This is a genomic window from Dietzia sp. E1 (assembly GCF_014145015.1).
GTDB classification, from domain to species: Bacteria; Actinomycetota; Actinomycetes; order Mycobacteriales; family Mycobacteriaceae; genus Dietzia; species Dietzia cinnamea_A.
In genome coordinates this window covers 1-26,840 of the sequence record NZ_JAALDU010000011.1, presented here as the reverse complement: position 1 = coordinate 26,840, position 26,840 = coordinate 1, and the positions used below count along the sequence as shown (strand labels likewise).

Here is a 26,840-nt window from a genome sequence, read left to right as displayed (position 1 = left end):
GCGGGGCGGACACCCTGATTGTTCAGCAGTCTCCTAGACGATCCGGGCGGAACACTTTTCCGGGGCATGTAACAAAGCACGCCTATGGAGCGGTAGTTTACAGTGACCGTGGCCACAGATGATGGCTGCAGTGAGGAGTGGTTGACGTGGGTGTCGAGGTTTCCGTCGAGGGTCTGACCAAGTCCTTCGGTTCGCAGAAGATCTGGGAGGACGTCACGTTCACCCTCCCCGAGGGTGAGGTCAGTGCGCTCCTCGGCCCGTCGGGCACCGGTAAGTCCGTCTTCCTCAAGTCGCTCATCGGCCTGCTGCGGCCCGAGCGCGGCAAGATCATCATCGACGGCACGGACATCCTGCAGTCCACCGCCAAGGAGCTCTACGAGATCCGCAAGCTGTTCGGTGTCCTCTTCCAGGACGGCGCGCTGTTCGGCTCCATGGACCTCTACGACAACGTGGCATTCCCCTTGCGCGAGCACACCCGGAAGTCCGAGTCCGAGATCCGCGACATCGTCATGGAGAAGCTGGAGCTCACCGGTCTGACCGGTGCCGAGGGCAAGCTGCCGGGCGAGATCTCCGGCGGTATGCGGAAGCGGGCCGGCCTCGCCCGCGCGCTGGTGCTCGACCCCGAGATCATCCTCGTCGACGAGCCCGACTCGGGCCTGGATCCGGTCCGCACGACCTACCTCGCACAGCTGTTGATCGACATCAACGCGCAGATCGACGCCACGATCCTCATCGTGACGCACAACATCAACCTCGCGCGCACGGTCCCCGACAACCTGGGCATGCTCTACCGCAAAAACCTCGTGATGTTCGGCCCGCGCGAGGTGCTGCTCACCAGCGAGGAGCCGTCGGTTCGCCAGTTCCTGCGCGGGTCCAAGCTCGGGCCCATCGGCATGTCCGAGGAGAAGGACGACGCGCAGATGCGCCAGGAGCAGGCCCACGCCGAGGCCGGCCACAACGACGGCTCCCCGGGCGAGGACGAGGTCAAGGGCGTCCCGCCGCAGATGCAGCCGACCCCCGGCAGCCCGCAGCGTCAGGGCGAGCTGCGCCGCGAGAAGCGGGTCGCCGAGATGCTGGACACCCTCCCCGAGGGCGCCCAGACCGCCATCCGCGAGGAGTGGGCGGCCCGCGGCCACGGTAACAGTAGGGTCACAGCGTCGGCGCCGGTCGACGCCACCACGGGCGCTGCGGGTGGCGGCAGTCAGCGGCTGTCGACGACCACTACGGGTCCTAATGGGTCCGAGGACGCCGGAGAGATCGGAGGAAAGGCATGGCGGAGGGCGTGAACCAGCAACCCGCGGTGAAGGCCGGTGTGTCGCCAGCAGATGTCGGCGGAGGTGTCCGGACTGCGGTGGGCGGCGCCGGTGCGGTCTTCCGACTGTTCCTCGAGGTGTTCAGAGGGGTCTTCAGGAGGCCGTTCCAGTTCCGAGAGTTCATCGAGCAGTCGTGGTTCATCGCGTCCGTGACGATCCTGCCGTCGGCACTGGTCGCGATCCCCTTCGGGGCGGTCGTGGCGATGCAGACGGGCTCGCTGGTCCAGCAGCTAGGGGCTGAGGCCTATACGGGAGCGACCGGCGTCCTCGCCGTCGTGCAGCAGGGCGCGCCGCTGGTGACCTCGCTGCTTATCGCGGGCGCCGCCGGGTCGGCGGTGGCCGCTGATCTGGGCGCCCGCTCCATCCGCGAGGAACTCGACGCGATGCGCGTCCTGGGGATCGACCCCATCCAACGACTCGTCGTCCCCCGGGTGCTCGGCATGATGCTCGTCGCGGTGCTCCTGAACGGACTCGTCTCCATCGTCGGGATCTCCGGCGGTTACGTGTTCAACATCATGCTGCAGGGCGGCACACCGGGCGCCTACCTGATGTCCTTCGGTGCCCTCGCCCAACTGCCCGACTTCATCATGTCCTCGATCAAGGCCCTGATCTTCGGACTCATCGCCGGCGTGGTCGCCTCGTACTGCGGGATGAACCCCAAGGGCGGCCCCAAGGGGGTCGGCGACGCCGTCAACCTCGGCGTGGTCCTCACATTCCTCCTGCTGTTCTTCGCCAACCTCATCTTGACGGCGATGTACCTGCAGATCGTTCCCCCGAAGGGGTCGTAATGGCGATCCATACCGATGTCGGACCCACGAGGGCCCGGCTGAGGGCCCTTGTCCGTGGCCCGGTCAGTTCGTTCGACTCTCTGGGCGACCAGCTCGCCTTCCACCTCCGGGCGATCCGCTGGATCCCTCAGGCGATCCTCCACTACCGCCACGAGGTGCTGCGCCTGATCGCGGAGGTGACCTTCGGCGTCGGCACGCTGGCGGTGCTCGGCGGGACCATCGGCGTCATCGTCATGATGAGCGGGTTCACCGGGGTCGTCGTCGGCCTGCAGGGCTACGCAGCCCTCGACCAGATCGGTAGCTCGGTCCTCACCGGGTTCCTGTCCGCCTACGTCAACACCCGCGAGGTCGCCCCCATCGTGGCGTCACTCGCCCTGTCCGCCACCGTCGGCTGCGGCTTCACGGCCCAACTCGGCGCGATGCGGATATCCGAGGAGATCGACGCCCTGGAGGTCATGGCGATCCCGAGCGTGCCCTATCTGGTCACCACCCGGGTGATCGCCGGATTCATCGCGGTCATCCCGCTGTACGTCGTCGGCCTGCTGTCCTCGTACCTCGCCACGAGGGGCGTCAACACCATCGTGCAGGGCCAGTCCACCGGCTCGTTCGACCACTACTTCCACCTGTTCCTGCCACCGGAAGACGTGATCTACTCGTTCGTCAAGGTGATCATCTTCGCGTTCGTGCTGGTGATGATCCACTGCTTCTACGGCTTCACCGCCACCGGCGGTCCGGCCGGCGTCGGCGTGGCTGTGGGGCGGGCCGTCCGCACCACGATCGTCGTGGTGGCGATCCTCAACTTCTTCGTCGGACTCGCCCTCTGGGGCACGACCACGACTGTGCGGGTGGCGGGATGAACGAACTTTCGGCGCTCTCGAAGCGGCTGCTGGCCGCCCTGTTCATCGTCATCGTGCTCGCCTTCGTCGGCACGACCATCGCGATCTACAACCGCGCGTTCACCGCGTCGGACACCGTCACCCTGAACACCGACCAACTGGCCTACGCGCTGCCGAACGACGCCGACGTCAAGGCCCGGGGCGTGCTCGTCGGCCGGGTCTCCGGGGTCGAGCCCGACGGGGACCGGGTGCGGGTGAACATGGAGTTCGACCCGGCCTACATGGACCAGTTGCCGGCCAACGTCAGCGGTCGACTGCTCCCCAAGACGCTCTTCGGTGAGCGGTTCGTCGACCTGGGTTTCCCCGACCAGCCCGTGGGCACCCTGGAGCCCGGCGCGAGCATCCAGCAGGACACCCGTGGCAACGCGATCGAGCTCGGCCGTGTCCTGGACGGACTGCTCCCCGTACTCGAGGCGGTCCCGCCGGAGAAGCTGGCGGGTACTCTCGGCGCCCTGAACCAGGCGCTGTCGGGTAGGGGCGACGAGCTCGGTGCCAGCCTCGTGGAGATCGGACAGGTCTTCGAGGGGATCAACCAGGAGCTTCCCGCGCTGGAAGCCGGAATCGAGGATCTGGCGACATTCTCCCAGACCTATTCCGAGGCGCTGCCTGATCTCATCAACGCTCTGGACGCTCTGCGCACCACCGGCGACACGGTGGTCCAGCGCCGCCCCGACATCGCCGACGGACTGCGGCGGATCAGCGAGTCGTCCGAGGTCCTCACCGGTTTCCTCGCCGCTAACCGCAACGACCTCATCTCCCTGGCGGTGGACTCGCGCACCTCCCTGGAGTACCTGGCTGAGTATTCGCCAGCACTGCCGTGCTCGGTGGGGAATTTCATGACACTTCTGGACCGGTCCGATGCCATCCTGGGCGTGGGCACCGAGCACCCCGCCATCCGGGTGACGCTCGAGCTCGTCAATCCCAGAGGGCGTTACGTGCCCAACCAGGACGAGCCGCGGTTCTTCGACACCCGCGGTCCCCGCTGTTACGACCCGGCGCAGGAGCCGTTCTACTTCGGTGGGGCCCCCGGCGGGGCGATCGCCGACGGGAGCTACCAGATCCCCACCCGCAATCCGGGGCCCGCGTTCATCCCGACTCTGCCCAATCCGCTTCTCCGGGACGGGCCGGTTCCGGCACTCCGTAACCGTGGCTCGGTTCCCCCGGCTCCCGGGCGGGCGGTGCCCGAGCAGCCCAATATGCCGTTTCCGTCAACCGTGACCGCGGGTCAGGACACCGACGTGGTGGCTATGGCCTACGCCGGCTCGCCGCTGGAGACCGACACCGTCCGAACCGTCCTGGGGGTCGCGTCCTCGCGCGGCGCGCAGGAGATCCCTGCCTGGATCGGCCAGATCGGCGCCCCGGCGCTTCGCGGAACGGAGGTCGGTTTCCGATGAACGCCAAACTGAAGGCCCTATTCCGTGGCGGCCTGCTGGGGTCATTCGTCAAACTGGTGGTCTTCATCGTGGTCACAGTGCTGCTCAGTTCGGTCCTCGCCGTGACCATCAGGGGCGGCACCCGGGCGGAAGGTACGGAGTACTCTGCGATCTTCTCCGACGTGACCATGCTGGAGGAGGGCGACGACGTCCGGATAGCCGGCGTCGTGGTGGGCAACATCACCGGGATAGAGATCCACGAACGCGACCTGGCTAAGGTGGACTTCACCCTGGCCGGCGACCGCACGCTGCCGGCCAACGTGCACCTGGCACTGCGGTTCCGGAACATGATCGGCCAGCGGTACCTGAACATCTCCCGGGAGCCCGGACCCGTCCAATCGGCCCTGGAGGAAGGGAGCACGATCGGAATCGAGAAGACCTCGCCCGCGGTCGATCTCACGGCGCTGTTCAACGGTTTCCGCCCGCTCTTCACGACCCTGCAGCCGGAGGACGTCAACGCGCTCGCCGACTCGCTGGTGCGGGTACTGCAAGGGGAGGGCGGCACCGTGACGAGCCTGGTCCGCCAGACTGGTGAGCTGACCAACCACCTGGCCGATCGGGATCAGGTGATCGGCGAAGTCATCGACAACCTCACCCGGGTCCTCGAGACCATCAACGAGCGGGACGTGCAGTTCCAGCAGCTCGTGGTGACCACCAGGCAACTCGTCGAGGGACTCGCCGACGAGCGCGACGCTATCGGCAGTTCGCTCGACTCGATGGCGGATCTGACCTCGTCGGCGGAGAACATCGTCACCGCCACGCGGCCCGCCGTGACGGATTCGCTCGACCACCTCAAGGTGGTCACCGACCAGATCACGACGAACCGCGACACGCTCAGCGAGGTTCTCATCAACCTGCCGCGCAAGACCGACAACCTCATCAGGACGGGTTCGTTCGGGTCCTGGCTCCAGTTCTATCTCTGTGGACTCGACGTGGTGCACGGCCCAGGCACCAACGTGCCCAACCTTCTTCCGAGCGGCGGTCCCACGATCAATCAGCCGGTGTACACCAACGTCGCGCCCCGGTGCCACGCAGGGGGAATCCCATGAGCAAGCGCAGTGCGAACGAGCCGAGGTTCAGCAACGCCACCATCGGAGCGATCGGGGTCCTGGTGATCCTCGCCCTGACCGCCGTGTCGTTCAGACTCGACGCGCTACCGATCGTCGGGGCGGGACCCAAATACACAGCCTACTTTTCCGAGGCCGCCGGGCTAGCGGACGGTAGCGAGGTCCGCGTGGCCGGCGTCAAGGTTGGCGTCGTGACCGACGTGGCGCTCGACGGCGACAAGGTGGCCGTGGGCTTCCGGGCCAAGGACGCCTGGCTCGGCGACGACACCCGGGCGAGCATCCAACTCAAGACCGTGCTCGGCCAGAAGTACCTCGCGCTGAGCCCGGCGGGAACCGGGGAACTCGACACGTCGGAGCCGATCCCGCTTGAGCGGACGGTGGCCCCGTACGACGTGGTCACAGCTTTCTCCTCCGCAGCGGAGACGCTCGACGAGATCGATGACGCCAAATTGGCAGCGAGCCTGGACACCCTCACCGATACGATGCAGGCGTCGCCCGAGGAGTTCCGGGGCGCGGTCGACGGCATGGCGCGTCTGTCGCAGACCGTGTCCAGCCGGGACGCCGAATTGCGGAACCTACTCGAGGCCACGCGTACGAGCTCCCAGATCGTGGCGGACCGTAATGACGACTTCCGGCGCCTGATCATCGGCACCGGACAGTTGTTGGGCGAACTCAACGACCGCGCCGAGAGTCTCAAGCTGGTGTTGGCCTCCACGCGCGGACTGTCGATCGAACTCCGCCGGTTCGTCGCGGAGAACGAGGCCGAGTTCAAGCCGACCCTGGATAGTCTCGACTCCGCCCTGGCGGTGTTGACCGACCACGAGGAAGAGCTGAGGGCATCCATCCACAACCTTGCGCCCTTCTATCGGCTGTACTCCAACATTCTGGGCTCGGGCAGATGGTTCGACACCGTGGTCACCAACCTCGTCCCGCCGGGTATTCCTGAGCCGCCCTTCTATCCCGGCGCCCGCGCGCCGGCCAGACAGAGTGGGATCAACTGATGCACAAGAAGATGCCGTACTCGTTCGTCGGGCTGCTGCTCGTCGTCGTCGTGGCCGCCGTGACTGTGATTTTCCTCGCCGTCACGGGGTTCGGACGCACCAGCATCACCGCCACCTTCCCGACAGCCGTCGGAATATCGGAGGGCTCCGATGTCCGGATCCTGGGGGTCACGGTGGGTTCCGTCGACAAGGTGACCCCGATGGGGGAGACCGTCGAGGTCGAGTTCCACGTCCGCCGGGGCGTGGACGTCCCGGCGGACGCCAAGGCGGTCCAGGTGACGCCCTCGGTCGTCCCTGACCGTAACGTCCAACTACTGCCCGCCTACTCAGGCGGCCCCAAGATGGAATCGGGCGCGCACATCCCCCTCGAGCGGACCGCGACACCGGTCGAGGTGGACAAGCTCTACGCCTCGGTGGAGGAACTGACCGATGCTCTCGGCCCGGAGGGTGCCAACAAGGACGGCGCTCTCGACCGGTTCGTCACCGCGTCCGCGGACACGCTCGGAGGCAACGGTGCCGCACTCGGGCGGTCGATCGACGAGTTGTCGCAGGCCGCGACGACGCTGGCGGATTCGAGTCAGGACATCAGCGAGACCGTGGTCAATCTGCAGTCGTTCGTCACGATGCTCGCGCAGAACGATGCCCAGGTGAGGCAGTTCAACTCCCAGATGTCGACCTTCAACCAGACTGTCGCTGGTCAGCGCGAGGACCTCCAGGGCGCCCTCGCCGAACTGAGCTACGCCCTCGCGGACGTCGCGCGTGTCGTGCGGGACAACCAGGACGTGATCCGCAGCAATGCGGACCGTTTGGTGAGACTCAGTCAGATCACCGCGGACCAGAGGGGCGACATCGAGGAGATCCTCAAGACTGCTCCGTTGGCTCTGTCCAACCTCATCGGCGCCTACGACCCCGAGGCCGGGCTGTTGTCCTTACGTCTCGGCATCCCGGAGTTGCAGGACCCGGCCGGCGTCCTGTGCCAGCTCATGACACTTGGCCGCCTGAACCCCGGGGACCAGATGCTGGCCGAACTCGACAACCTCCGGCGCGCCGATATCGAGGCCTGCGAGGCTCTCGCGCCGCAGCGCAACGCCGATCTACAAGCGTCGAACCCGGATCTGCCGTTGGGCATCCTCGCTGGCGAGATGAATCAGTCTGTCCCGGTTCCCGGGACGGTCCAGGGCAATCGCGGGTGGCCGATGACGCCCGCCTCGGAAGGGGGACGGGGATGATCCGGCCGACCACGCCCATCCTCGGTCGCGCCGTCCGCGCGGTCGGTGCCAGCGCGCTCGTGGCCGCCGTCGCGGCGGGGTGCTCGTTGAATCTGGAGGACTACACTCTGCCGGGTGGCGCCGACCTGGGTGAGGACCCCATGCACGTGGCCGTCCGCTTCGACGATGTGTTGGACCTGGTCCTGCAGTCGTCGGTCAAGGTCAATGGTCTTGACGCCGGTCGCGTGTCCGGTATCTCGCTGGCGGAGGACGGGTGGACCGCAGAGGTGGACATCGTCCTCCGCGGCGACATGGAGCTCCCCGCCAACGTCGAGGCCTCGATCCAGCAGACCAATCTCCTTGGCGAGAAGTTCGTGCAGCTCAGCCCGCCGGAGGACGAGCCGCCCACCGGAGAGCTGTCCGGCGGTGACGTCATCGCCAGTTCGGACACCCGCACGGCTACCGACATCGAGCAGGTTCTCGGCGCGCTGTCGCTGTTGCTCAACGGCGGCGGCGTGGACCAACTGCAACCGATCGTGGCCGAACTGCGCAAGGCCACCGACGGCCGCGAGGAGGATCTCACCCGGACCCTGCGATCGGCGGAGGAGCTCATCGGGGGCCTGAACCGGCAGCGCGACAGCATCACCGAAGCCCTCGAGGGCGTGAACCTCATGACGTCGCGTGCCAACGATCAGCGCCAGCAGATCGAGGCGGCGCTCGACGAGCTGCCCGCCGGGGTGGCGGTGCTCGAGGAGCAGCGCTCGCAGTTCGTGGAGATGCTGCGCCGGGTCGACACACTGGGCCAGGTCGGCTCGGAAGTCCTGCTCACCAGCAGGGAGGACCTCATCGCCGACCTGCGGGCGCTGCGCCCTGTGCTGCAGTCCCTCGGCGAGTCGACTCCGGAGCTCATCGAACTGATCGGTTTCGTCCCCACCTTCCCGTTCCCGGACTCGTCTATCCCGGCGACCGTCGGCGGCGCGACCAACATCTTTCTCTCCGTGGACGCGACGATCTCTGAGACGCTCCGGAATCTGGGGGCGAATCAGGGCGAACCGGTGGTTCGCCGTCCGAACACCACGAGCGGGCCGTACGTCGTGGACCCGCAGAACCCGTGGGTCGGCGACAACGGCCCGGACCGGCGGACGACCATCGTGCTGCCGCTCCTGCCGGTCCCGCCGGTCATGGACCGGGCGGTGGTGCCCAAGCCCGCACCAGGAGTCTCGGAGTTCTCCGAGAACTACCTGCCCGAACCAGGAGAGCCAGGAAACCGATGAGCAAGACACTCCGCACCCAGCTCATCGCCTTCTGTGTGATCGCCGCGGTCGGGATCACCTATGTAGGTGCCAACTACGTTCGCTTACCTTCGCTGTTCGGGATCGGCCAGTACCAAGTCTATCTGGACCTACCCGAGACCGGCGGGGTGTTCACCAACGCGGCCGTCAACTACCGCGGCACGGCGATCGGACGGGTGGGCGAGCTCTCGCTCACCGACGACGGTGTGCGAGTCGAGCTCGACCTCGACTCGAGCGCCCCCGACGTCCCGGCGGACACCGAGGCCGTGGTCGCCAACCGCTCCGCCATCGGAGAGCAGTACGTGGACTTGCGACCCAACAGCAGCTCGGCGCCGTATCTCGAGGACGGGGACGTGGTCTCCGCCGGACGTGAGGCGTTGCCGGTACCCGTCGAGAACCTGTTGGCCTCCGTCGACGACCTTTCCCGATCGGTCCCCTTGGACGATCTCGAGGTGACCGTCGATGAACTCGGCAAGGCGTTCCAGGGCCGGGGACCCCAACTGGAGCGACTCTCGGACTCCCTCATCCGGATTTCCGAGTCCGGTATCCGCACCATGCCGCAGTTGCAGACGCTGATCCGCGACGGGGCGACCGTCCTGGAGACGCAGGCCGACCAGTCCGGTGAGATCGTCAGTTTCTCCCGCGATCTCAGGACGGTCACCGAGGCGTTGCGTGACTCGGACTCCGACCTGGAACGGCTGATCACCACGGGACCGGAGTTCGCCGACGAGACCCGCTACCTCGTGGAGAACTCCGGCGAGCCGCTCTCGCGCGCCGTCGGCAATCTGTCGACCACGATGAAGACGGTCGATCCGTTGGCCCCGTCGTTCAAGGTGCTGCTGCAGTTGCTGCCGGCGCTGGCCGCCGGCGGGATGTCCGTCGCCCCGGGGGACGGGACAATCCACTTCGGTCTGTCCCTCGAGACGAACAACCCACCAGCGTGTACGCAAGGATACGAAGGTACGTGGGAGATCATCGACCAGATGAAGGCGCAGGACCCGTCCTTCGACTGGCAGGAACAGAACTTCCCGCCCAACTACGACGCGCAGTGCACCGTGCCCTTCGGCAGCCCCACCGCCGTCCGCGGTGCCGACCGGGTGGAGTACGCGCACCCGGACGTGCCGCAGCCCTGGGACGCCAAGCCCAAGATCGACCCCGACAGGGCCAACCTGTCCGTGGCGGCCACGCAGCTCGCGGTGTTGCAGGGGTTGATCCCCCGGTGACCGTGCGGCGGGGCGGCGACTCGGCGGACGGTGGGTCCGGTAGTGTCGCCGCCATGGGTTCGCAGGTAACGGACGGGGATGCGCGCCGCCCCGGGGGGACGGGGACCGTGCCGAGATGGCTGGTGGTCCTCGCGGTGAGTATCCTCGTGGCGGGGCTGACAACGCTGGTGGTGTTCGGGGTGCGGTACACCCAGGCGCGGGCGGCCCAGGAGGTGGCGACCGAGCGCGAGGCGGCCTCCGACGTCGCCGCGCAGGTGATAATCAACGCCTTCAGTTTCGACCACCGGAACGTCGACGAATCGCTCGAGCAGTTGGCGGAGGCCTCGGCCGGTGAGTTCCTCGCCGAGCAGGAGCAGTGGGCCGACGATGTGCGAACGCGCGTGGTGGAGCAGAAGGCGGTCACCACGGCGACGGTCTCGCACACCGCTGTCGAGACCCTGGATCTCGAGGCCGGCGACGCGGCCGTCCTCGTTGTGTTCACCGCCCACTCCGAGCGGGAGGGCCAGGACGACATCACAGGCCGTCAGGCGATGCGCGTGGACCTGACGCGAGAGGACGGCACCTGGAAGGCCGACGCGGTCAACCAGGTGGGTGTGACGGTCCCGGTAGGCGAGTCCGGTCGGTCCGTGGAGGAGCTCGACGCTCCGGAGGAACAGGACGACCCGGCCACCGAGGAGGAGTCGACCCCCGCGCCGACCACCTCCGCCGGACGATGACGAAGGACGACAGTCGCTGATGCCACCGATCAAGAGAACCCAGAAGTCGGTCAATCCGGCGCCCCGTAGGCGGCTGGCCGGACACGCCGGACAGACCCGACCCGAGGGCGGGACCGCCACGGACCCCACGTCGTGGGACGCACGAGACGACGAGGTGGGCGGCGACGGAACCGGGGCGGGTCGCGGGGAACGGCGTGCCGGCCGTCGGCCCGATGGTCGCACGATCGCGTACTCCGCCATCGCGACGGGGCTGGCCGCCGGGGCCATCGGGGCGTTCCTGGCGACGGAACCCGGGGTCGACGTGGACAACAGGGCGTTCGTTGACCGGGAGGCCACCGAGGAGGTCCTCTCGGCTGCGACGACCAACGTCCAGCGGCTCGTGGCGATCGACCACGAGACCCTCGACGAGTACCACGATTCGCTGGGAGAGTTCCTCACCCCGAAGCTCGTGAACGAGCTGGACGAGAACTGGCCCGCGCTGCGCGAGAGCTATGAGCAGTCCGCGACGAGTGTCGACGCGGAGGTCCGCGAGGCCGGTCTGGCCTACCTCCAGGGCGACAAGGCCGAGGTGCTGCTGGTCCAGGATGTGTCGATGACCAGGGACGGTGCGGCGGCGGGAAGTACCAGCGGCACCTATCTCGTCGGTCTGGACAAGGTCGACGGAGTCTGGAAACTGTCGAGGATCCCGGATCTGCCCTCCTGACGAGGGCGGTGGGCTGAGCCGATCCGGCAACCGACCGCGTCGGATCCTTGACGAAAGGGCTTTCACCCGTCACCCTTTAGGGGCATCGGGCGAGTGCCACACAGGTTGAGTGCGGCTCTGTCCGGGTGCGACGTCCCGACCGGGGGCCGATGAGGCGAGAGCCACGAGGGCAACCAGCGCAGAGACGGACGCCGCACCACGCACGCGACCAGCCTCCGGGGGACACTCCGTTGAGGGCTGGACTTTGTCGCCGCCTTCCGCTAGATTAGGTCGTTGCGCTGGCTGCTATTTGCCCTCCCGTCCGTCCGTGACGGCTCACTCCCGGTTCCACCGGGTGCTTTCCGAGCCCTCGATGTGGCGGCGGACCCGGGTGGATACCCGTCGGCGGACCGCTCGCAGATACATCTGTGGTCACCGCCCGTGGTGATCACGTGAGGTGCTGGAAGGACCCATCTTGGCAGTCTCCCGCCAGACCACGTCAGTCTCCACCGTTCCCGGTGCGCCCCGGAGGGTTTCGTTCGCGAAGCTCTCCGAGCCGTTGCCGGTCCCGGGGCTGCTCGACCTCCAGACGGAGTCGTTCGAGTGGTTCATCGGCTCGGAGGAGTGGCAGAAGGAGGCCGCCTCGCGCGGCGTCACCAACCTCGAGGGGGGCCTGGAGTCCATTCTCAAGGAGATCTCCCCGATCGAGGACTTCTCCGGATCAATGTCGCTCTCGTTCTCGGAGCCCTACTTCGAAGAGGTCAAGGCGTCCCTCGAGGACTGCCGCGAAAAGGACCGCACCTACGAGGCGCCCCTGTTCGTCACGGCCGAGTTCGAGAACACCGAGACCGGTGAGATCAAGTCCCAGACGGTCTTCATGGGCGATTTTCCCATGATGACCGACAAGGGCACGTTCATCATCAACGGCACCGAGCGGGTCGTCGTCTCGCAGCTCGTCCGGTCGCCGGGCGTGTACTTCGATCGCTCGCGCGACAAGTCCACGGAGCGGGACGTCCACTCCGTCAAGGTCATCCCGTCGCGCGGCGCGTGGCTCGAGTTCGACGTGGACAAGCGCGACACCGTCGGCGTCCGCATCGACCGCAAGCGTCGCCAGTCGGTCACCGTCCTGCTCAAGGCGCTCGGTTGGACGACCACCGAGATCAAGGAGCGCTACGGCTTCTCCGAGATCATGATGTCCACGCTCGAGAAGGACACGGTCGAGGACACCGACCAGGCCCTGCTCGAGATCTACCGCAAGCTGCGCCCGGGCGAGCCGCCGACCCGCGAGTCCGCGGAGGCGCTCCTGGAGAACCTGTTCTTCAAGGAGAAGCGCTACGACCTGGCCCGCGTCGGTCGTTACAAGGTCAACCGCAAGCTCGGTCTGCCCGACCCCGAGGGTGACGCCACCACGACGCTCACCCGCGAGGACATCGCCGCCACCATCGAGTACCTCGTGCGCCTCCACGCGGGCGAGGAGTCGATGCAGGTGGCCGGTGGCCGCGAGGTGCCCGTCGAGGTCGACGACATCGACCACTTCGGCAACCGTCGTCTGCGTACTGTCGGTGAGCTCATCCAGAACCAGGTCCGCGTCGGCCTGTCCCGCATGGAGCGCGTCGTCCGCGAGCGCATGACCACGCAGGACTCCGAGGCGATCACCCCGCAGTCGCTCATCAACATCCGGCCCATCACGGCGGCGCTGAAGGAGTTCTTCGGAACCTCCCAGATGTCGCAGTTCATGGACCAGAACAACCCGCTGTCGGGTCTGACCCACAAGCGTCGTCTGTCCGCGCTGGGCCCCGGTGGTCTGTCGCGTGAGCGCGCCGGCCTCGAGGTCCGCGATGTCCACGCCTCGCACTACGGCCGCATGTGTCCGATCGAGACGCCCGAGGGGCCGAACATCGGTCTGATCGGTTCACTCTCGGTGTACGCGCGGGTCAACCCGTTCGGCTTCATCGAGACGCCGTACCGACGCGTCTACGAGGGCGTCGTCACCGACCAGGTGGACTACCTGACGGCTGACGAGGAGGACCGCTACGTCGTGGCGCAGGCCAACTCGGAGATCGACGCCGAGGGCCGCTTCGTCGAGGACCGCATCCTCGTCCGCAAGAAGCACGGCGACGTCGAGGTCGTCGAGGCCGGCGACGTCGACTACATGGACGTCTCGCCGCGGCAGATGGTCTCCGTCGCCACCGCGATGATCCCGTTCCTCGAGCACGACGACGCGAACCGTGCCCTCATGGGCGCGAACATGCAGCGTCAGTCCGTCCCGCTCGTGCGTTCCGAGGCGCCGCTCGTCGGCACCGGCATGGAGCTGCGTGCGGCCGTCGACGCCGGCGACGTCGTCGTCAACACCAACCCGGGCATCGTGGAGGAGGTCTCGGCCGACTTCATCACCGTCATGGCCGATGACGGCGGTCGCCAGACCTACCGGCTGTCCAAGTTCGCGCGCTCCAACCAGGGCACCTGCTCCAACCAGAAGCCGATCGTCGACGAGGGCGACCGCGTCGAGGCCGGCCAGGTCCTCGCCGACGGCCCCTGCACCGAGAACGGTGAGATGGCGCTCGGCAAGAACCTGCTCGTGGCGATCATGCCGTGGGAGGGCCACAACTACGAGGACGCGATCATCCTCTCGCAGCGCCTGGTGGAGGAGGACGTGCTCACGTCCATCCACATCGAGGAGCACGAGATCGACGCCCGCGACACCAAGCTGGGCGCCGAGGAGATCACCCGTGACATCCCCAACGTCTCCGACGAGGTCCTCGCCGACCTCGACGACCGCGGCATCGTGCGCATCGGCGCCGAGGTCCGCGACGGCGACGTGCTGGTCGGCAAGGTCACCCCGAAGGGCGAGACCGAGCTGACCCCGGAGGAGCGCCTGCTGCGCGCGATCTTCGGTGAGAAGGCGCGCGAGGTGCGCGACACCTCGCTCAAGGTGCCCCACGGTGAGTCCGGCAAGGTCATCGGCGTGCGCGTGTTCTCGCGTGACGACGACGACGATCTGCCCCCCGGCGTCAACGAGCTGGTGCGCGTGTACGTGGCGCAGAAGCGCAAGATCCAGGACGGCGACAAGCTCGCCGGCCGCCACGGCAACAAGGGCGTCATCGGCAAGATCCTCCCCGCCGAGGACATGCCGTTCATGCCCGACGGCACGCCGGTGGACATCATCCTCAACACGCACGGCGTCCCGCGTCGTATGAACATCGGTCAGATCATGGAGACCCACCTCGGCTGGCTGGCCAAGGCGGGCTGGGAGGTGCCGCGCGAGGCGGACGGCTCCCTGCCCGACTGGGCGACCAAGCTGCCGGAGGAGATCCACCACGTCGAGCCCGGAACCAACACCGCCACCCCCGTCTTCGACGGCGCGGCCGACACCGAGATCACCGGTCTGCTCGGCTGCACCCTGCCGAACCGTGACGGTGAGCGGATGGTCAAGGCCGACGGCAAGGCGACGCTGTTCGACGGCCGCTCCGGCGAGCCGTTCCCGTACCCCGTCGCCGTGGGTTACATGTACATCCTCAAGCTGCACCACCTGGTGGACGACAAGATCCACGCCCGCTCGACCGGTCCGTACTCGATGATCACCCAGCAGCCGCTCGGCGGTAAGGCCCAGTTCGGTGGCCAGCGCTTCGGTGAGATGGAGTGCTGGGCGATGCAGGCCTACGGCGCGGCGTACACGCTGCAGGAGCTGCTCACGATCAAGTCCGACGACGTCGTGGGCCGCGTGAAGGTCTACGAGGCGATCGTCAAGGGCGAGAACATCCCCGAGCCGGGTATCCCGGAGTCCTTCAAGGTCCTCCTCAAGGAGCTGCAGTCGCTGTGCCTCAACGTCGAGGTGCTCTCCAGCGACGGCCAGGCGGTCTCCCTGGGCGAGGGTGACGACGACGACCTCGACCGCACCGCCGCGAACCTCGGGATCAACCTCTCGCGCGACGAGTCCTCGGCGGCCGACGAGCTGGCCCAGTAGGCGGGAGGGCGGCAGCCGCCGCCCCGCCCCGCACCCGACAGATTCGAGTTCCACCACGGCGGGCCCCACCGGCCCCACCCCGCGAGGGGCCCGCCATCATCCCACCCGGGAAAGGACGCCTACGTGCAGGACGTCAACTACTTCGACGAGCTGGTCATCAGCCTCGCGACCGCCGAGGACATCCGTAACTGGTCCTACGGCGAGGTCAAGAAGCCGGAGACCATCAACTACCGCACCCTCAAGCCGGAGAAGGAGGGCCTGTTCTGCGAGAAGATCTTCGGCCCCACCCGGGATTGGGAGTGCTACTGCGGCAAGTACAAGCGCGTGCGCTTCAAGGGCATCATCTGTGAGCGCTGCGGCGTCGAGGTGACCCGCGCCAAGGTGCGTCGTGAGCGTATGGGCCACATCGAGCTGGCCGCGCCCGTTACCCACATCTGGTACTTCAAGGGCGTCCCGTCGCGTCTGGGTTACCTCCTGGACCTCGCGCCCAAGGACCTCGACAAGATCATCTACTTCGCCGCCTACGTCATCACGGGCGTCGACACCGAGCTGCGTCACAACGAGCTCAGCACCCTCGAGGCCCAGGTCCTCGAGGAGCGCAAGATCATCGAGGACGAGCGCGACTCCGACATCGAGGCCCGCGCGCGCAAGCTCGAGGCCGACCTCGCCGAGCTCGAGGGCGAGGGTGCCAAGGCCGACCAGCGCCGCAAGGTCAAGGACGGCGGCGAGAAGGAGATGAAGAAGATCCGCGAGGCCGCCCAGCGTGAGCTGGACCGCCTCGAGGAGATCTGGAACACCTTCGTCAAGCTCGACGTCAACCAGATCATCGTCGACGAGGGCATCTACCGCGAGCTCGAGGACCGCTTCGGCGAGTACTTCGAGGGCGGAATGGGCGCCGAGGCGATCCAGCAGTTGCTGCTCAACTTCGACCTCGAGGCCGAGGCGGAGTCGCTGCGCGAGATCATCCGCAACGGCAAGGGTCAGAAGAAGATCCGCGCCCTCAAGCGGCTCAAGGTCGTCTCCGCGTTCCTGCAGTCGGGCAACCACCCGGCCGCGATGGTGCTCGGCGCCGTCCCGGTGATCCCGCCGGAGCTGCGGCCGATGGTCCAGCTCGACGGTGGCCGCTTCGCCACCTCGGACCTCAACGACCTCTACCGTCGCGTGATCAACCGCAACAACCGTCTCAAGCGACTGATGGACCTCGGCGCGCCCGAGATCATCGTCAACAACGAGAAGCGGATGCTGCAGGAGTCCGTCGACGCGCTGTTCGACAACGGCCGCCGCGGCCGGCCGGTCACGGGGCCGGGCAACCGCCCGCTCAAGTCGCTGTCTGACCTCCTCAAGGGTAAGCAGGGCCGGTTCCGTCAGAACCTGCTCGGCAAGCGTGTCGACTACTCGGGCCGTTCGGTCATCGTCGTCGGTCCGCAGCTCCAGCTGCACCAGTGTGGTCTGCCCAAGCTCATGGCGCTCGAGCTGTTCAAGCCGTTCGTCATGAAGCGGCTCGTGGACCTCAACCACGCGCAGAACATCAAGTCCGCCAAGCGGATGGTCGAGCGTCAGCGCGACCAGGTGTGGGACGTGCTCGAAGAGGTCATCGCCGAGCACCCGGTGATGCTCAACCGTGCGCCCACGCTGCACCGTCTCGGCATCCAGGCGTTCGAGCCGCAGCTCGTCGAGGGTAAGGCCATCCAGCTGCACCCGCTCGTGTGTGAGGCCTTCAACGCCGACTTCGACGGTGACCAGATGGCCGTGCACCTCCCGCTGTCCGCGGAGGCGCAGGCCGAGGCGCGCATCCTCATGCTCGCGTCGAACAACATCCTGTCGCCGGCGTCGGGTCGTCCGCTCGCCATGCCGCGACTGGACATGGTCACGGGCCTGTACTACCTGACCCGTCTGGACGAGGGTGCCGAGGGCGCCTACGAGCCCGCCACCGACGACGCGCCGGCGACCGGCGTGTACGCGACCCCGGCCGAGGCCATCATGGCCGTCGACCTGGGTGTGCTCGACATCCACGCCCCGATCCGGGTCCGGATGACGCAGCAGCGCCCCAGCGCCGAGATCGAGGCGGAGCAGTTCCCCGAGGGCTGGACCCCCGGGCAGGAGTGGCTGGCCGAGACCACGCTCGGCCGCGTCATGTTCAACGAGCTGCTCCCGGCGGACTACCCGTTCGTCAACGAGCAGATGCCGAAGAAGCGTCAGGCCGTCATCATCAACGACCTGGCCGAGCGCTACCCGATGATCGTCGTGGCGCAGACGGTGGACAAGCTCAAGGACACCGGCTTCTACTGGGCCACCCGCTCGGGTGTCACCATCGCCATGTCCGACGTGCTCGTGCCGCCGGCCAAGAAGGAGATCCTCGCCTCGTACGACACCAAGGCCGCGCGCCTGGAGTCGCAGTACGACCTCGGCAAGATCACCGACGAGGAGCGCAAGAGCGACCTGGTCAAGCTCTGGCAGGAGGCCACCGACGAGATCGGCCAGGCCATGGAGGCCAACTACCCGGACGACAACCCGATCCCGACGATCGTGAAGTCGGGCGCGGCGGGCAACATGACCCAGATCCGGTCGCTGGCCGGCATGAAGGGCCTGGTGACCCGTCCGAACGGCGAGTTCATCCCGCAGCCCATCAAGTCCTCGTTCCGCGAGGGCCTGACGGTGCTCGAGTACTTCATGAACACGCACGGTGCGCGTAAGGGCCTGGCCGACACCGCCCTGCGTACCGCCGACTCGGGCTACCTCACCCGTCGTCTGGTCGACGTCTCCCAGGACGTCATCGTCCGCGAGACCGACTGTGGCACCAGCAAGGGCGTGGAGACGACGATCGCCCGCCCGATCATGGACGCCCAGGGCAACTCCACGGGTGTCCTCGAGCGCGACGAGCACGTCGAGACCTCGACGTTCGCCCGGACGCTCGCCGAGGACGCGGTCGACGCGAACGGCACGGTCATCGTGTCGGCGGGCACCGACCTGGGTGACCCGACCATCGAGGCGCTCATCAACGCCGGCGTGGAGAAGGTCAAGGTCCGCTCGGTGCTGACCTGCACCACCGGCACCGGCGTCTGCGCGACCTGCTACGGCCGCTCGATGGCGACCGGCCAGCTGGTCGACATCGGGGAGGCCGTCGGCATCGTCGCCGCACAGTCGATCGGTGAGCCCGGTACCCAGCTCACGATGCGTACGTTCCACCAGGGTGGCGTCGGCGACGACATCACCGGTGGTCTGCCGCGTGTGCAGGAGCTGTTCGAGGCGCGCGTGCCCAAGGGCAAGGCGCCGATCGCCGAGGAGGCGGGCCGGATCCGCATCGACGAGGAGGAGCGCTTCTACACGATCACGATCGTGCCCGACAACGGTGCGGACGAGATCGTCTACGAGAAGCTCTCCAAGCGTCAGGGCCTCGCCCACATCACCCTCGACGACGGCTCCTCGCGGCCGATCGCCGACGGCGACCATCTCGAGCGCGGTCAGGCCCTCCTCGAGGGCCCGGCCGACCCGCACGAGGTGCTGGCGATCCTCGGCCCGAACGGTGTCCAGAAGCACCTCGTCGACGAGGTGCAGAAGGTCTACCGCTCGCAGGGCGTGTCGATCCACGACAAGCACATCGAGGTCATCGTCCGTCAGATGATGCGCCGCGTCGCGATCAACGAGTCGAACAGCACCGAGTTCCTGCCGGGTGCCCTGGTGGAGCGTGCCGAGCTCACGGCGGAGAACCGCCGCGTGCTCACCGAGGGCGGTTCGCCGGCCTCGGCGCGCCCGGTCCTCATGGGCATCACCAAGGCCTCGCTCGCCACCGACTCGTGGCTCTCGGCGGCCTCCTTCCAGGAGACCACCCGCGTCCTCACCGACGCCGCGATCAACAGGCGGTCGGACCGGCTCGTGGGCCTCAAGGAGAACGTCATCATCGGTAAGCTCATCCCGGCGGGTACCGGTATCAACCGCTACCGGAACTCGACGGTCGAGCCCACCGAGGAGGCCCGCGCCGCCGCCTACTCCATCCCGGACTACGGCGACGGCTTCTACGGCCCCGAGGACGGTTTCGGCGACGCCACCGGCGCGTCCGTCCGCCTCGACGACCTGGGCTACTGATCGGCTGGCGCGGCAGGATCGCCGCCGCGCCCAGCCCGTCTCACCGGACCCCCGAGCACCCCGCGTGCCGGGGGTCCGGTGTTTCGGCGGGTCGGCTGCCCGGCCGCGTCCTTGCTGCTGGGGAACGTGTTCTAGACTTGCCCGATGTGCCCGTCGCCACTCACTGCAGTCGCGACGGCGGGGCCGATGACCGTAGAAGGAGGCGATCGATCGTGCGGATCGCGTTGCTCTCGTACAGGAGCAAACCCCACGGCGGCGGGCAGGGTGTATACGTACGCCACCTGAGCCGTGAGCTGGCGGCACTCGGCCACACCGTCGAGGTGTTCTCCGGTCAGCCGTACCCCGAGCTGGACCCGGGGCCCACGCTGACGAAGGTGCCGAGCCTGGACCTGTACAACGACGCGAACCCGTTCCGTACGCCGCGTCCCCGCGAGATCCGGGATCTCATCGACGTGCTCGAGGTGGTCACGATGTGGACCGCCGGGTTCCCGGAACCGCGGACGTTCAGCCTGCGGGCCGCGCGCACGCTGAAGGACCGGCTGGACGACTTCGACGTGGTGCACGACAACCAGTGCCTGGGCTCGGGCCTGCTGGACCTGGAGAAGGCCGGCTTCCCCGTCGTGGTGACCGTGCACCATCCCATCACCCGGGATCGCGCGCTGGCCATGAAGGAGGCCCCGCTCCGCAAGAAGATCACGACGTGGCGATGGTTCGGCTTCCTCGGCATGCAGATCCGCGTCTCCCGCAGGCTGCAGGAGATCATCACGGTCTCCGGCAACTCGGCGGAGGACATCGCGGGGGATTTCGGGGTCGACCCGGACCGGATCGTCACGATCCCGCTGGGTGTCGACACCGACCGATTCCACGACGGGCGGCGTCGCGAACCCGGCCGCCTGGTGTGCGTGGCGAGTGCCGACCAGCCCCTCAAGGGTGTCCCCGTCCTGCTGCGCGCGCTGGCGAAGGTGCGTGAGGACCACCCGGGCGTCCGCCTGACGTTGATCTCCAAGCTCAAGCCGAAGGGCGAGGCGTCACGCCTGCTCGACAGGTTGAGGTTGCGCGATGCGGTGGACCTGGTGTCCGGGGTCGACGACGACGAGCTCGCCGAACTCGTGGGGTCAGCCGAGATCGCGGTCGTGCCGAGTATGTACGAGGGGTTCTCCCTCCCGGCGGTGGAGGCGATGTCCAGTGGCTGCGCCCTCGTGGCGACCCGGGCCGGCGCACTGCCGGAGGTGGTCGGGACGGACGACTCGGCGGCCCGCCTCGTCGAGCCCGGGGACGTCGACGCGCTGGCCCGGGAGATCAGTGCGCTGCTGTCCGACCCCGCCGAACGGGACCGGCTGTCGAAGGGTGGCCGCGCAAGGGTGATGGAGCGCTACAGTTGGGCGGCCGTCGCCCGCCGGACCGTCGAGGTCTACGAGGCGGCGATCGCCCGGGTCCGCGGCGAGGCGCTGCCGGACCTGTCGGCGGGGCCGGTCCTCGGGCCGGATCAGGCCGAGATCGACGAGCACGTCACCGACGACGCGCCCGAGGTGCTCCCGGAATCCGGTGAGTACGACATCCGTGAGCAGGAGGACGCCGCATGCTGACCGCTGACTTCGACCGTCTGGGGGTCACCCCGGGCATGCGAGCCATCGACGTGGGGGCCGGCCTCGGCCGCCACACCTTCGAGCTCTACAGGCGAGGTGCGGACGTCACCGCGTTCGACCAGAACGCCGACGAGATGCAGCAGGTCTCGGACATGCTGGCGGCCATGGAGGCCGAGGGGGAGGGCCTGCCCGCCTCGAGGGGCGAGGCCGTCACCGGCGACGCGCTCGACATGCCGTACGAGGACGCGACGTTCGACCTGGTGCTCATCTCCGAGGTGCTCGAGCACGTGCCGGAGGACACCAAGGCGATCGCCGAGCTCGTGCGCATCCTCAAGCCCGGCGGGGTCGCCGCGGTGACCGTGCCGCGGGAGTGGCCGGAGAAGCTGTGCTGGAAGCTGTCGGACGCCTACCACTCCAACCCGGGCGGACACTGCCGGATCTACACGGCCGAGGAGCTGGGCTACAAGCTCCGTGCCGCGGGCCTCGAGGTCACGGGTACCGGTTACGCGCACGCCCTGCACGCGCCGTACTGGTGGCTCAAGTGTGCGGTGGGCACGGAGAACGAGGACCATCCGCTGCCCAAGGCGTACCACAAGCTGCTCGTGTGGGACCTCATGAAGGGCCCGTGGATCACGCGCACCGCCGAGAAGGTGCTCAACCCGGTGATGGGCAAGTCCATCGTGTTCTACCTGCGTAAGCCCGCGGAGGCCTGATCGTCCGTGCAGACCCGTAGCAACGGCGTGTCCCGCCCCCGGCCGGTGCCGAGCGTACCGGGCGTCCTCGACGCCGCCGCGGCCCGCGCCACCGGCGAGTGGATCGCCTCCGTGCAGAAACCCAACGGGGAGATCCCGTGGTTCAGCGGCGGACACACCGACCCGTGGGACCACGTGGAGTCGGCGATGGGCCTGTCTGTCGCGGGTCAGTGGGAGGCCGCGGAGAGGGCCTACGGGTTCCTCCGCGACTCCCAGCGCCCGGACGGCTCGTGGCCGATGAAGTGGCAGGACGACCGGATCGTGGACCCGGACGTTGACTCCAACTTCTGCGCCTACGTCGCGGTGGGCGTCTGGCACCACCACCTGGTCACCGGCGCCCCGGGCTTCCTCGAGTCGATGTGGCCGACCGTGCGCCGTGCGCTCGACCTGGTGCTGACGTTCCAGGGGCCCGACGGGCAGATGTGGTGGGGCGCCGGGCCGGAGGGTTTCTGCGACGAGGCCCTGGTCACCGGGTCGTCGAGTATCCACCACTCGCTGCGGTGCGGCGTCGCGATCGCCGAGGAGCTGGGGGAGACGGCGCCGGACTGGGACGCGGCAGCCGACCGGTTGGGCCACGCGCTGCGCGCACACCCGGAGCTGTTCACGCCCAAGGACGAGTTCTCCATGGACTGGTACTACCCGGTGCTGGCCGGCGTCATGGTGGGGGAGCAGGCGCAGGCGCGACTCGATTCCCGCTGGGACGACTTCGTGGTGGACGGCCTCGGCATCCGCTGCGTCGACCACCGCCCGTGGGTCACGGGCGCGGAGACCTGCGAGCTGGTGCTCGCGCTCGAGGCCGCGGGTCGGCACGAGCAGGCGCTGCAGCAGTTCACCCACATGCAGCACCTGCGGGACGACGACGGTTCGTACTGGACGGGCCTCGTCTTCGCCGACGGCAAACGGTGGCCCGTCGAGCTGAGCACGTGGACCGCCGCGGTGATGCTGCTGGCCGCCGACGCGTTGTCGCGCACCACGCCGGGCAACGAGATCTTCCGGTACGTCTCGGACCACACCATGCAGCGTCTGCGGTCGCATCCGGGCGACCCCGCGGACTGTGCGACGGGCGAGACCTGCCCGACCGCCGTCGTCGTGCGCTAGTCTGTCGGCACGTCCCCGCTGGACAGCTGTCTGGTCAGGTGTCGGCGCAGGTGGCGACCCAGACGAGGGAGTGCGTATGGAATTCGGACTGACGCTGTTCACGAGCGACCGGGGTATCCGGCCACACACCGCGGCGCTCGCCGCGGAGCGGGCCGGCTTCTCGTCCTTCTACGTTCCCGAGCACACGCACATCCCCGTGCGGCGGGAGGCAGCGCACCCGGGCACCGGGGGCGCCGAGCTCCCCGACGAGCGCTACAGTCGGACCCTGGATCCGTGGGTCGCGCTGGGCGCCGCCGCGGCGGTGACCTCGACCATCCGGCTGGGCACGGCCGTGTCCATCCCGGTGGAGAGCGATCCCATCACGCTGGCCAAGACCATCGCCTCCGTCGACCACCTCTCCGACGGCCGGGCCGTCCTGGGCGTGGGCTACGGCTGGAACCTCGACGAGATGGCGGATCACAACGTCCCGCCGGGTAGGCGCCGCACGATGTTGCGGGAATACCTCGAGGCCATGCGGGAGCTGTGGACGGAGGACGAGGCCGAGTACCACGGCGAGTTCGTCGACTTCGGTCCCAGTTGGGCGTGGCCCAAGACCGCCCGGAAGCCCGGCCCGCTCACGCTGGTGGGCGCGGCGGGGAACGAGAAGAACCTCAAGTGGATCTGCCGCAGCGCCGACGGCTGGATGACCACGCCGATCTCCCAGGACATCTCCGGCAGCGTGCGCAGGCTGCGCGAACTATGGGCGGAGGCCGGGCGGGAGGGCGAGCCGTACATCGTCGTCCTCGACGGCAAGCCGGTGCCGGAGAAGATCGAGGCCTACCGCGAACTCGGCGTGCACGAGCTCGTCTACGGCACCCCGGACCGGTCCGAGGAGGAGGTCCTCGGCTACATCGACCGACTCGCCGGCAAGCTCGGCCTCGGGGCCACGGTCTGAGCCGTCGGTGGCGCCCCACCCGGTCCGGTTCCGCCGGTACCGTCGTGATATGGACCACAGTGATTCCGCCGCTCCCGTCGTCGTCATCACCGGGGCGGGCGGTGGCCTCGGCGCCGCCACCGCCGCGCTCTACGCCGGTCGCGGCTGGCGGGTCGTCGCGGTCGACCTGACGGCCCCGCCCGGCGGGACGGGGATCACGCCCGTCGCCGCCGACGTCACCGACGCCGACTCGCTCTCCGCACTGGCCGACCGCGTGCGGGCCGACTTCGGTCGACTCGACCTCGTCGTCACCTTCGCGGGGGTCCTGGGCATCGGCCCGCTCGCCGAGACCGACCCGCAGCGTGTGCAGCACGTGCTCGACGTGAACGTCATGGGCACCGTCCGCACCGTTCACGCTCTGTGGGACCTGTTGCGTGAGACCGGCGGACGGGTGGTGCTCATCAGTTCCGAGACCGGCCCGCAGCACGGGATGCCGATGAACGGCGCCTACGCGATGAGCAAGCACGCGATCGAGGCCTACGGTGACTCCCTGCGCCGCGAGCTGATGTTCCTCGGGATGGACGTCGTCCTGGTCCAGCCGGGCCCGTTCCGCACCGGCATGACCGCCTCCATCCGGCGCCGCTTCCAGGAATCGACCGTGCCCGGCTCGCCGTTCGCGGCCATGGCCGCGGTGATGGGCGAGATGGCCGCCGGGGAGGACGACAAGGCCACCGACCCGTCCGTGCTCGCCGAGGCCGTGTGGCGGGCCGGCACCACCGCCCGGCCGCGTCACCGCTACGCCGTGCGCTGGGAGCTGACCCGCCGCCTGCTGGACCACCTGCCAGTGCCGCTGGTCGACAAGGCGCTCGTCCTGGCGCTGGGCGGGAAGATCAACGCCCGGAAGCTCGAGATGCGGCGGCAGGAGGCCGACGCCCGTGAGCAGATGCGGGAGGTAGCCGAATGACCAACCTCGACCCCCGGCCCGAGGAGATCGAGTGCGAGGCCGGCGGCGCGCCCGACGGGCCACGGCCCGGCGGCGCCGCCGTGGAGATCATCACGGCCCGCGACGTCCCCCTGGGCGGACCGCGTGCGATGACCGTCCGCCGGACCCTCCCGCAGCGGCAGCGGTCCCTCATCGGCGCCTTCTGCTTTGTCGACCACTACGGGCCCGACGACGTCTCCGTCAGCGGCGGCATGGACGTCCCCTCGCACCCGCACACCGGCCTGCAGGCCGTGAGCTGGCTGTTCGAGGGCAACATCACCCACCACGACTCCGGCGACAACCATGGCGTCGTGAGGCCCGGGGAGGTCAACCTCATGACCGCCGGGTCGGGCATCTGCCATACCGAGGTGTCGACCCAGGACACCACCACGCTGCACGGAGTGCAGCTCTGGACGGTGCTCCCCGAGTCGCACCGCGAGGTGGGCGGCCGCAGGTTCGACCACTTCGTGCCCGACACGGTCCGTCTCGAGGGCGGATCGATGCAGGTCTTCATGGGGTCACTGATGGGCTCGTCGTCGTCGGTCCCCACCTACACGCCCCTCGTCGCGGCGGAGATCCGGCTCGACCCCGGCGCCGAGCTGACCCTCGACGTGGACCCGGAGTTCGAACACGGCCTGCTCGCGGACAGCGGCGACCTCACGCTCGAGGGGGTGCGCGTCGCGGTGACCGAACTCGCCTACACGGGCGTCGGCGAGACCACGCTGACCATCCGCAACACCGGGTCGACGCCCGGACGCGCGGTCCTCATCGGTGGCACGCCGTTCTCCGAGGAGATCATCATGTGGTGGAACTTCATCGGGCGGACGCACGACGAGATCGCCCGTTACCGCGAGCTGTGGGAGGCCGGCTCCGACCGCTTCGGCCGCGTGGACGGCTATATCGGCCACGACCCGCAGTGTCTGACCCGGCTGCCCGCGCCCGCACTGCCCAACACCACGCTCAGGCCGCGGGTCAATCCCGACCCGCGTGCACGGACCACCGAGTAAGGGAGGACACCGATGACCGAGTACACCGACAAGAACGGCACCACCGTGACCGTGGAGCGCTCCGACTCGCGCGAGGCGTTCGAGATCCGGGACGCCTCCGGCGAGGTCGCCGGCCACGCCGACTTCCGCGATATCGGCGGGGAGCGCATCTTCCACCACACCGTGGTCGGAGAGGAGTTCGGAGGCCGGGGTCTCGGTACCGCGCTCGTCCGCGGAGCGGTCGAGGCGACCCGCGACGAGGGGGTGACGATCGTCCCCGTGTGCTCGATGGTGGAGGGGTTCCTCGGCAAGAACGCCGACGAGTTCGCGGGGGCGTGCCGTGACGCCACCGACGACGACCGCGCCCGGGTCGGCGCGGAGGACGGCTGACGTGGGGGTCCCGCAGCTGGACCGGACCCAGCGCGAGGTCTACAAGCAGCTCGTCCGCACCGCCGTCGCGTCCCGGCAGGCGTCCCGCGAGGCCGGGCTGGAGGAGGCGCTGCTCGAACTGGTCAACGTGCGCGTCTCGCAGATCAACGGCTGCGCGGCCTGCCTGGCCACCCACGTCCCCGCCGCCCGCGAGGCCGGGGTGTCGCAGGGGCGGCTCGACCTGCTGCCCGCATGGCGCGAACTCGACGCCTTCGGCGAGGCCGAGCGGGCGGCGTTGCGCCTGGCCGAGACGTTGACACGCCTGGACGACGTCGACGAACGCGCTGCCGCGACGGCGGCCGCCGCCGACCACTTCTCCGACGAACAGCTCTCGGCGCTGGAGTGGACGATCGTGCTCATCAACGCCTTCAACCGGGTGTCGATCGCCAGTCACCACCAGCCGGGTATCGAGGACTGAGCCGGCCGCC

General features: G+C 68.4%; 21 protein-coding genes. All 21 read left to right on the top strand.

Annotation, left to right across the window (positions count from 1 at the left end; translation table 11 throughout):
* Positions 1-146: 146 nt before the first annotated feature.
* The 21 genes from G6030_RS00585 (at position 147) to G6030_RS00485 (ending at position 26,830) form a co-directional block, all read left to right on the top strand.
* Positions 147-1,286 (top strand): ATP-binding cassette domain-containing protein, encoded by a 1,140-nt coding sequence (locus tag G6030_RS00585; protein ID WP_347238537.1) that lies wholly within the window; start codon positions 147-149, stop codon positions 1,284-1,286.
* A complete protein-coding gene (locus G6030_RS00580) occupies positions 1,271-2,101 on the top strand; it encodes an ABC transporter permease (RefSeq protein ID WP_069389566.1) in 831 nt (276 codons plus the stop codon). The genes G6030_RS00585 and G6030_RS00580 overlap by 16 nt, the downstream gene beginning before the upstream one ends.
* Entirely contained in the window at positions 2,101-2,958 is an 858-nt protein-coding gene (locus G6030_RS00575) for an ABC transporter permease (protein ID WP_182641861.1), read from the top strand. Before G6030_RS00580 ends, G6030_RS00575 begins: the two co-directional genes overlap by 1 nt.
* A complete protein-coding gene (locus G6030_RS00570; protein ID WP_182641860.1) occupies positions 2,955-4,391 on the top strand; it encodes an MCE family protein in 1,437 nt (478 codons plus the stop codon). Before G6030_RS00575 ends, G6030_RS00570 begins: the two co-directional genes overlap by 4 nt.
* Positions 4,388-5,479 (top strand): MCE family protein, encoded by a 1,092-nt coding sequence (locus tag G6030_RS00565; protein ID WP_182641859.1) that lies wholly within the window; start codon positions 4,388-4,390, stop codon positions 5,477-5,479. The genes G6030_RS00570 and G6030_RS00565 overlap by 4 nt, the downstream gene beginning before the upstream one ends.
* Complete coding sequence (locus tag G6030_RS00560; RefSeq protein ID WP_182641858.1) at positions 5,476-6,498, top strand: MCE family protein; 1,023 nt, start codon at positions 5,476-5,478, stop codon at positions 6,496-6,498. Before G6030_RS00565 ends, G6030_RS00560 begins: the two co-directional genes overlap by 4 nt.
* Positions 6,498-7,727, top strand: coding sequence for an MCE family protein (locus G6030_RS00555; protein ID WP_096907029.1), 1,230 nt, complete (start codon positions 6,498-6,500; stop codon positions 7,725-7,727). The genes G6030_RS00560 and G6030_RS00555 overlap by 1 nt, the downstream gene beginning before the upstream one ends.
* Positions 7,724-8,980 (top strand): MCE family protein, encoded by a 1,257-nt coding sequence (locus G6030_RS00550; protein WP_182641857.1) that lies wholly within the window; start codon positions 7,724-7,726, stop codon positions 8,978-8,980. Before G6030_RS00555 ends, G6030_RS00550 begins: the two co-directional genes overlap by 4 nt.
* Entirely contained in the window at positions 8,977-10,221 is a 1,245-nt protein-coding gene (locus G6030_RS00545; RefSeq protein WP_132063030.1) for an MCE family protein, read from the top strand. The genes G6030_RS00550 and G6030_RS00545 overlap by 4 nt, the downstream gene beginning before the upstream one ends.
* A 53-nt stretch (positions 10,222-10,274) precedes the next feature.
* Positions 10,275-10,937, top strand: coding sequence for a hypothetical protein (locus G6030_RS00540; RefSeq protein WP_187701420.1), 663 nt, complete (start codon positions 10,275-10,277; stop codon positions 10,935-10,937).
* Positions 10,938-10,956: 19 nt separating this feature from the next.
* Complete coding sequence (locus G6030_RS00535) at positions 10,957-11,640, top strand: hypothetical protein (protein WP_182641855.1); 684 nt, start codon at positions 10,957-10,959, stop codon at positions 11,638-11,640.
* A gap of 436 nt (positions 11,641-12,076) precedes the next feature.
* Positions 12,077-15,583 carry a DNA-directed RNA polymerase subunit beta gene (locus G6030_RS00530; RefSeq protein WP_182641854.1) on the top strand — a complete coding sequence of 1,169 codons (3,507 nt, stop codon included), beginning with the start codon at positions 12,077-12,079 and terminating at the stop codon, positions 15,581-15,583.
* A 123-nt stretch (positions 15,584-15,706) separates the two neighbouring features.
* A complete protein-coding gene (locus tag G6030_RS00525) occupies positions 15,707-19,666 on the top strand; it encodes a DNA-directed RNA polymerase subunit beta' (protein ID WP_182641853.1) in 3,960 nt (1,319 codons plus the stop codon).
* Positions 19,667-19,878: 212 nt separating this feature from the next.
* On the top strand, positions 19,879-21,252 hold the full coding sequence (locus G6030_RS00520; RefSeq protein WP_182641852.1) for a glycosyltransferase: 1,374 nt from the start codon (positions 19,879-19,881) through the stop codon (positions 21,250-21,252).
* Entirely contained in the window at positions 21,246-21,965 is a 720-nt protein-coding gene (locus tag G6030_RS00515) for a class I SAM-dependent methyltransferase (RefSeq protein WP_063971838.1), read from the top strand. Before G6030_RS00520 ends, G6030_RS00515 begins: the two co-directional genes overlap by 7 nt.
* A 6-nt stretch (positions 21,966-21,971) precedes the next feature.
* Complete coding sequence (locus G6030_RS00510) at positions 21,972-23,102, top strand: hypothetical protein (protein ID WP_063971839.1); 1,131 nt, start codon at positions 21,972-21,974, stop codon at positions 23,100-23,102.
* Positions 23,103-23,178: 76 nt separating this feature from the next.
* On the top strand, positions 23,179-24,036 hold the full coding sequence (locus G6030_RS00505; protein WP_063971840.1) for an LLM class F420-dependent oxidoreductase: 858 nt from the start codon (positions 23,179-23,181) through the stop codon (positions 24,034-24,036).
* 49 nt (positions 24,037-24,085) lie between these two features.
* Positions 24,086-24,979, top strand: a complete 894-nt coding sequence (locus G6030_RS00500) for an SDR family NAD(P)-dependent oxidoreductase (RefSeq protein WP_063971841.1) — start codon at positions 24,086-24,088, stop codon at positions 24,977-24,979.
* The gene (locus G6030_RS00495) at positions 24,976-26,004 is read left to right on the top strand and encodes a pirin family protein (RefSeq protein WP_063971842.1); all 1,029 of its coding nucleotides are present in this window, start codon (positions 24,976-24,978) and stop codon (positions 26,002-26,004) included. Before G6030_RS00500 ends, G6030_RS00495 begins: the two co-directional genes overlap by 4 nt.
* A gap of 12 nt (positions 26,005-26,016) precedes the next feature.
* Positions 26,017-26,373 (top strand): GNAT family N-acetyltransferase, encoded by a 357-nt coding sequence (locus G6030_RS00490; protein ID WP_182641851.1) that lies wholly within the window; start codon positions 26,017-26,019, stop codon positions 26,371-26,373.
* A gap of 1 nt (position 26,374) precedes the next feature.
* On the top strand, positions 26,375-26,830 hold the full coding sequence (locus G6030_RS00485; protein ID WP_063971843.1) for a carboxymuconolactone decarboxylase family protein: 456 nt from the start codon (positions 26,375-26,377) through the stop codon (positions 26,828-26,830).
* Positions 26,831-26,840: the final 10 nt, after the last annotated feature.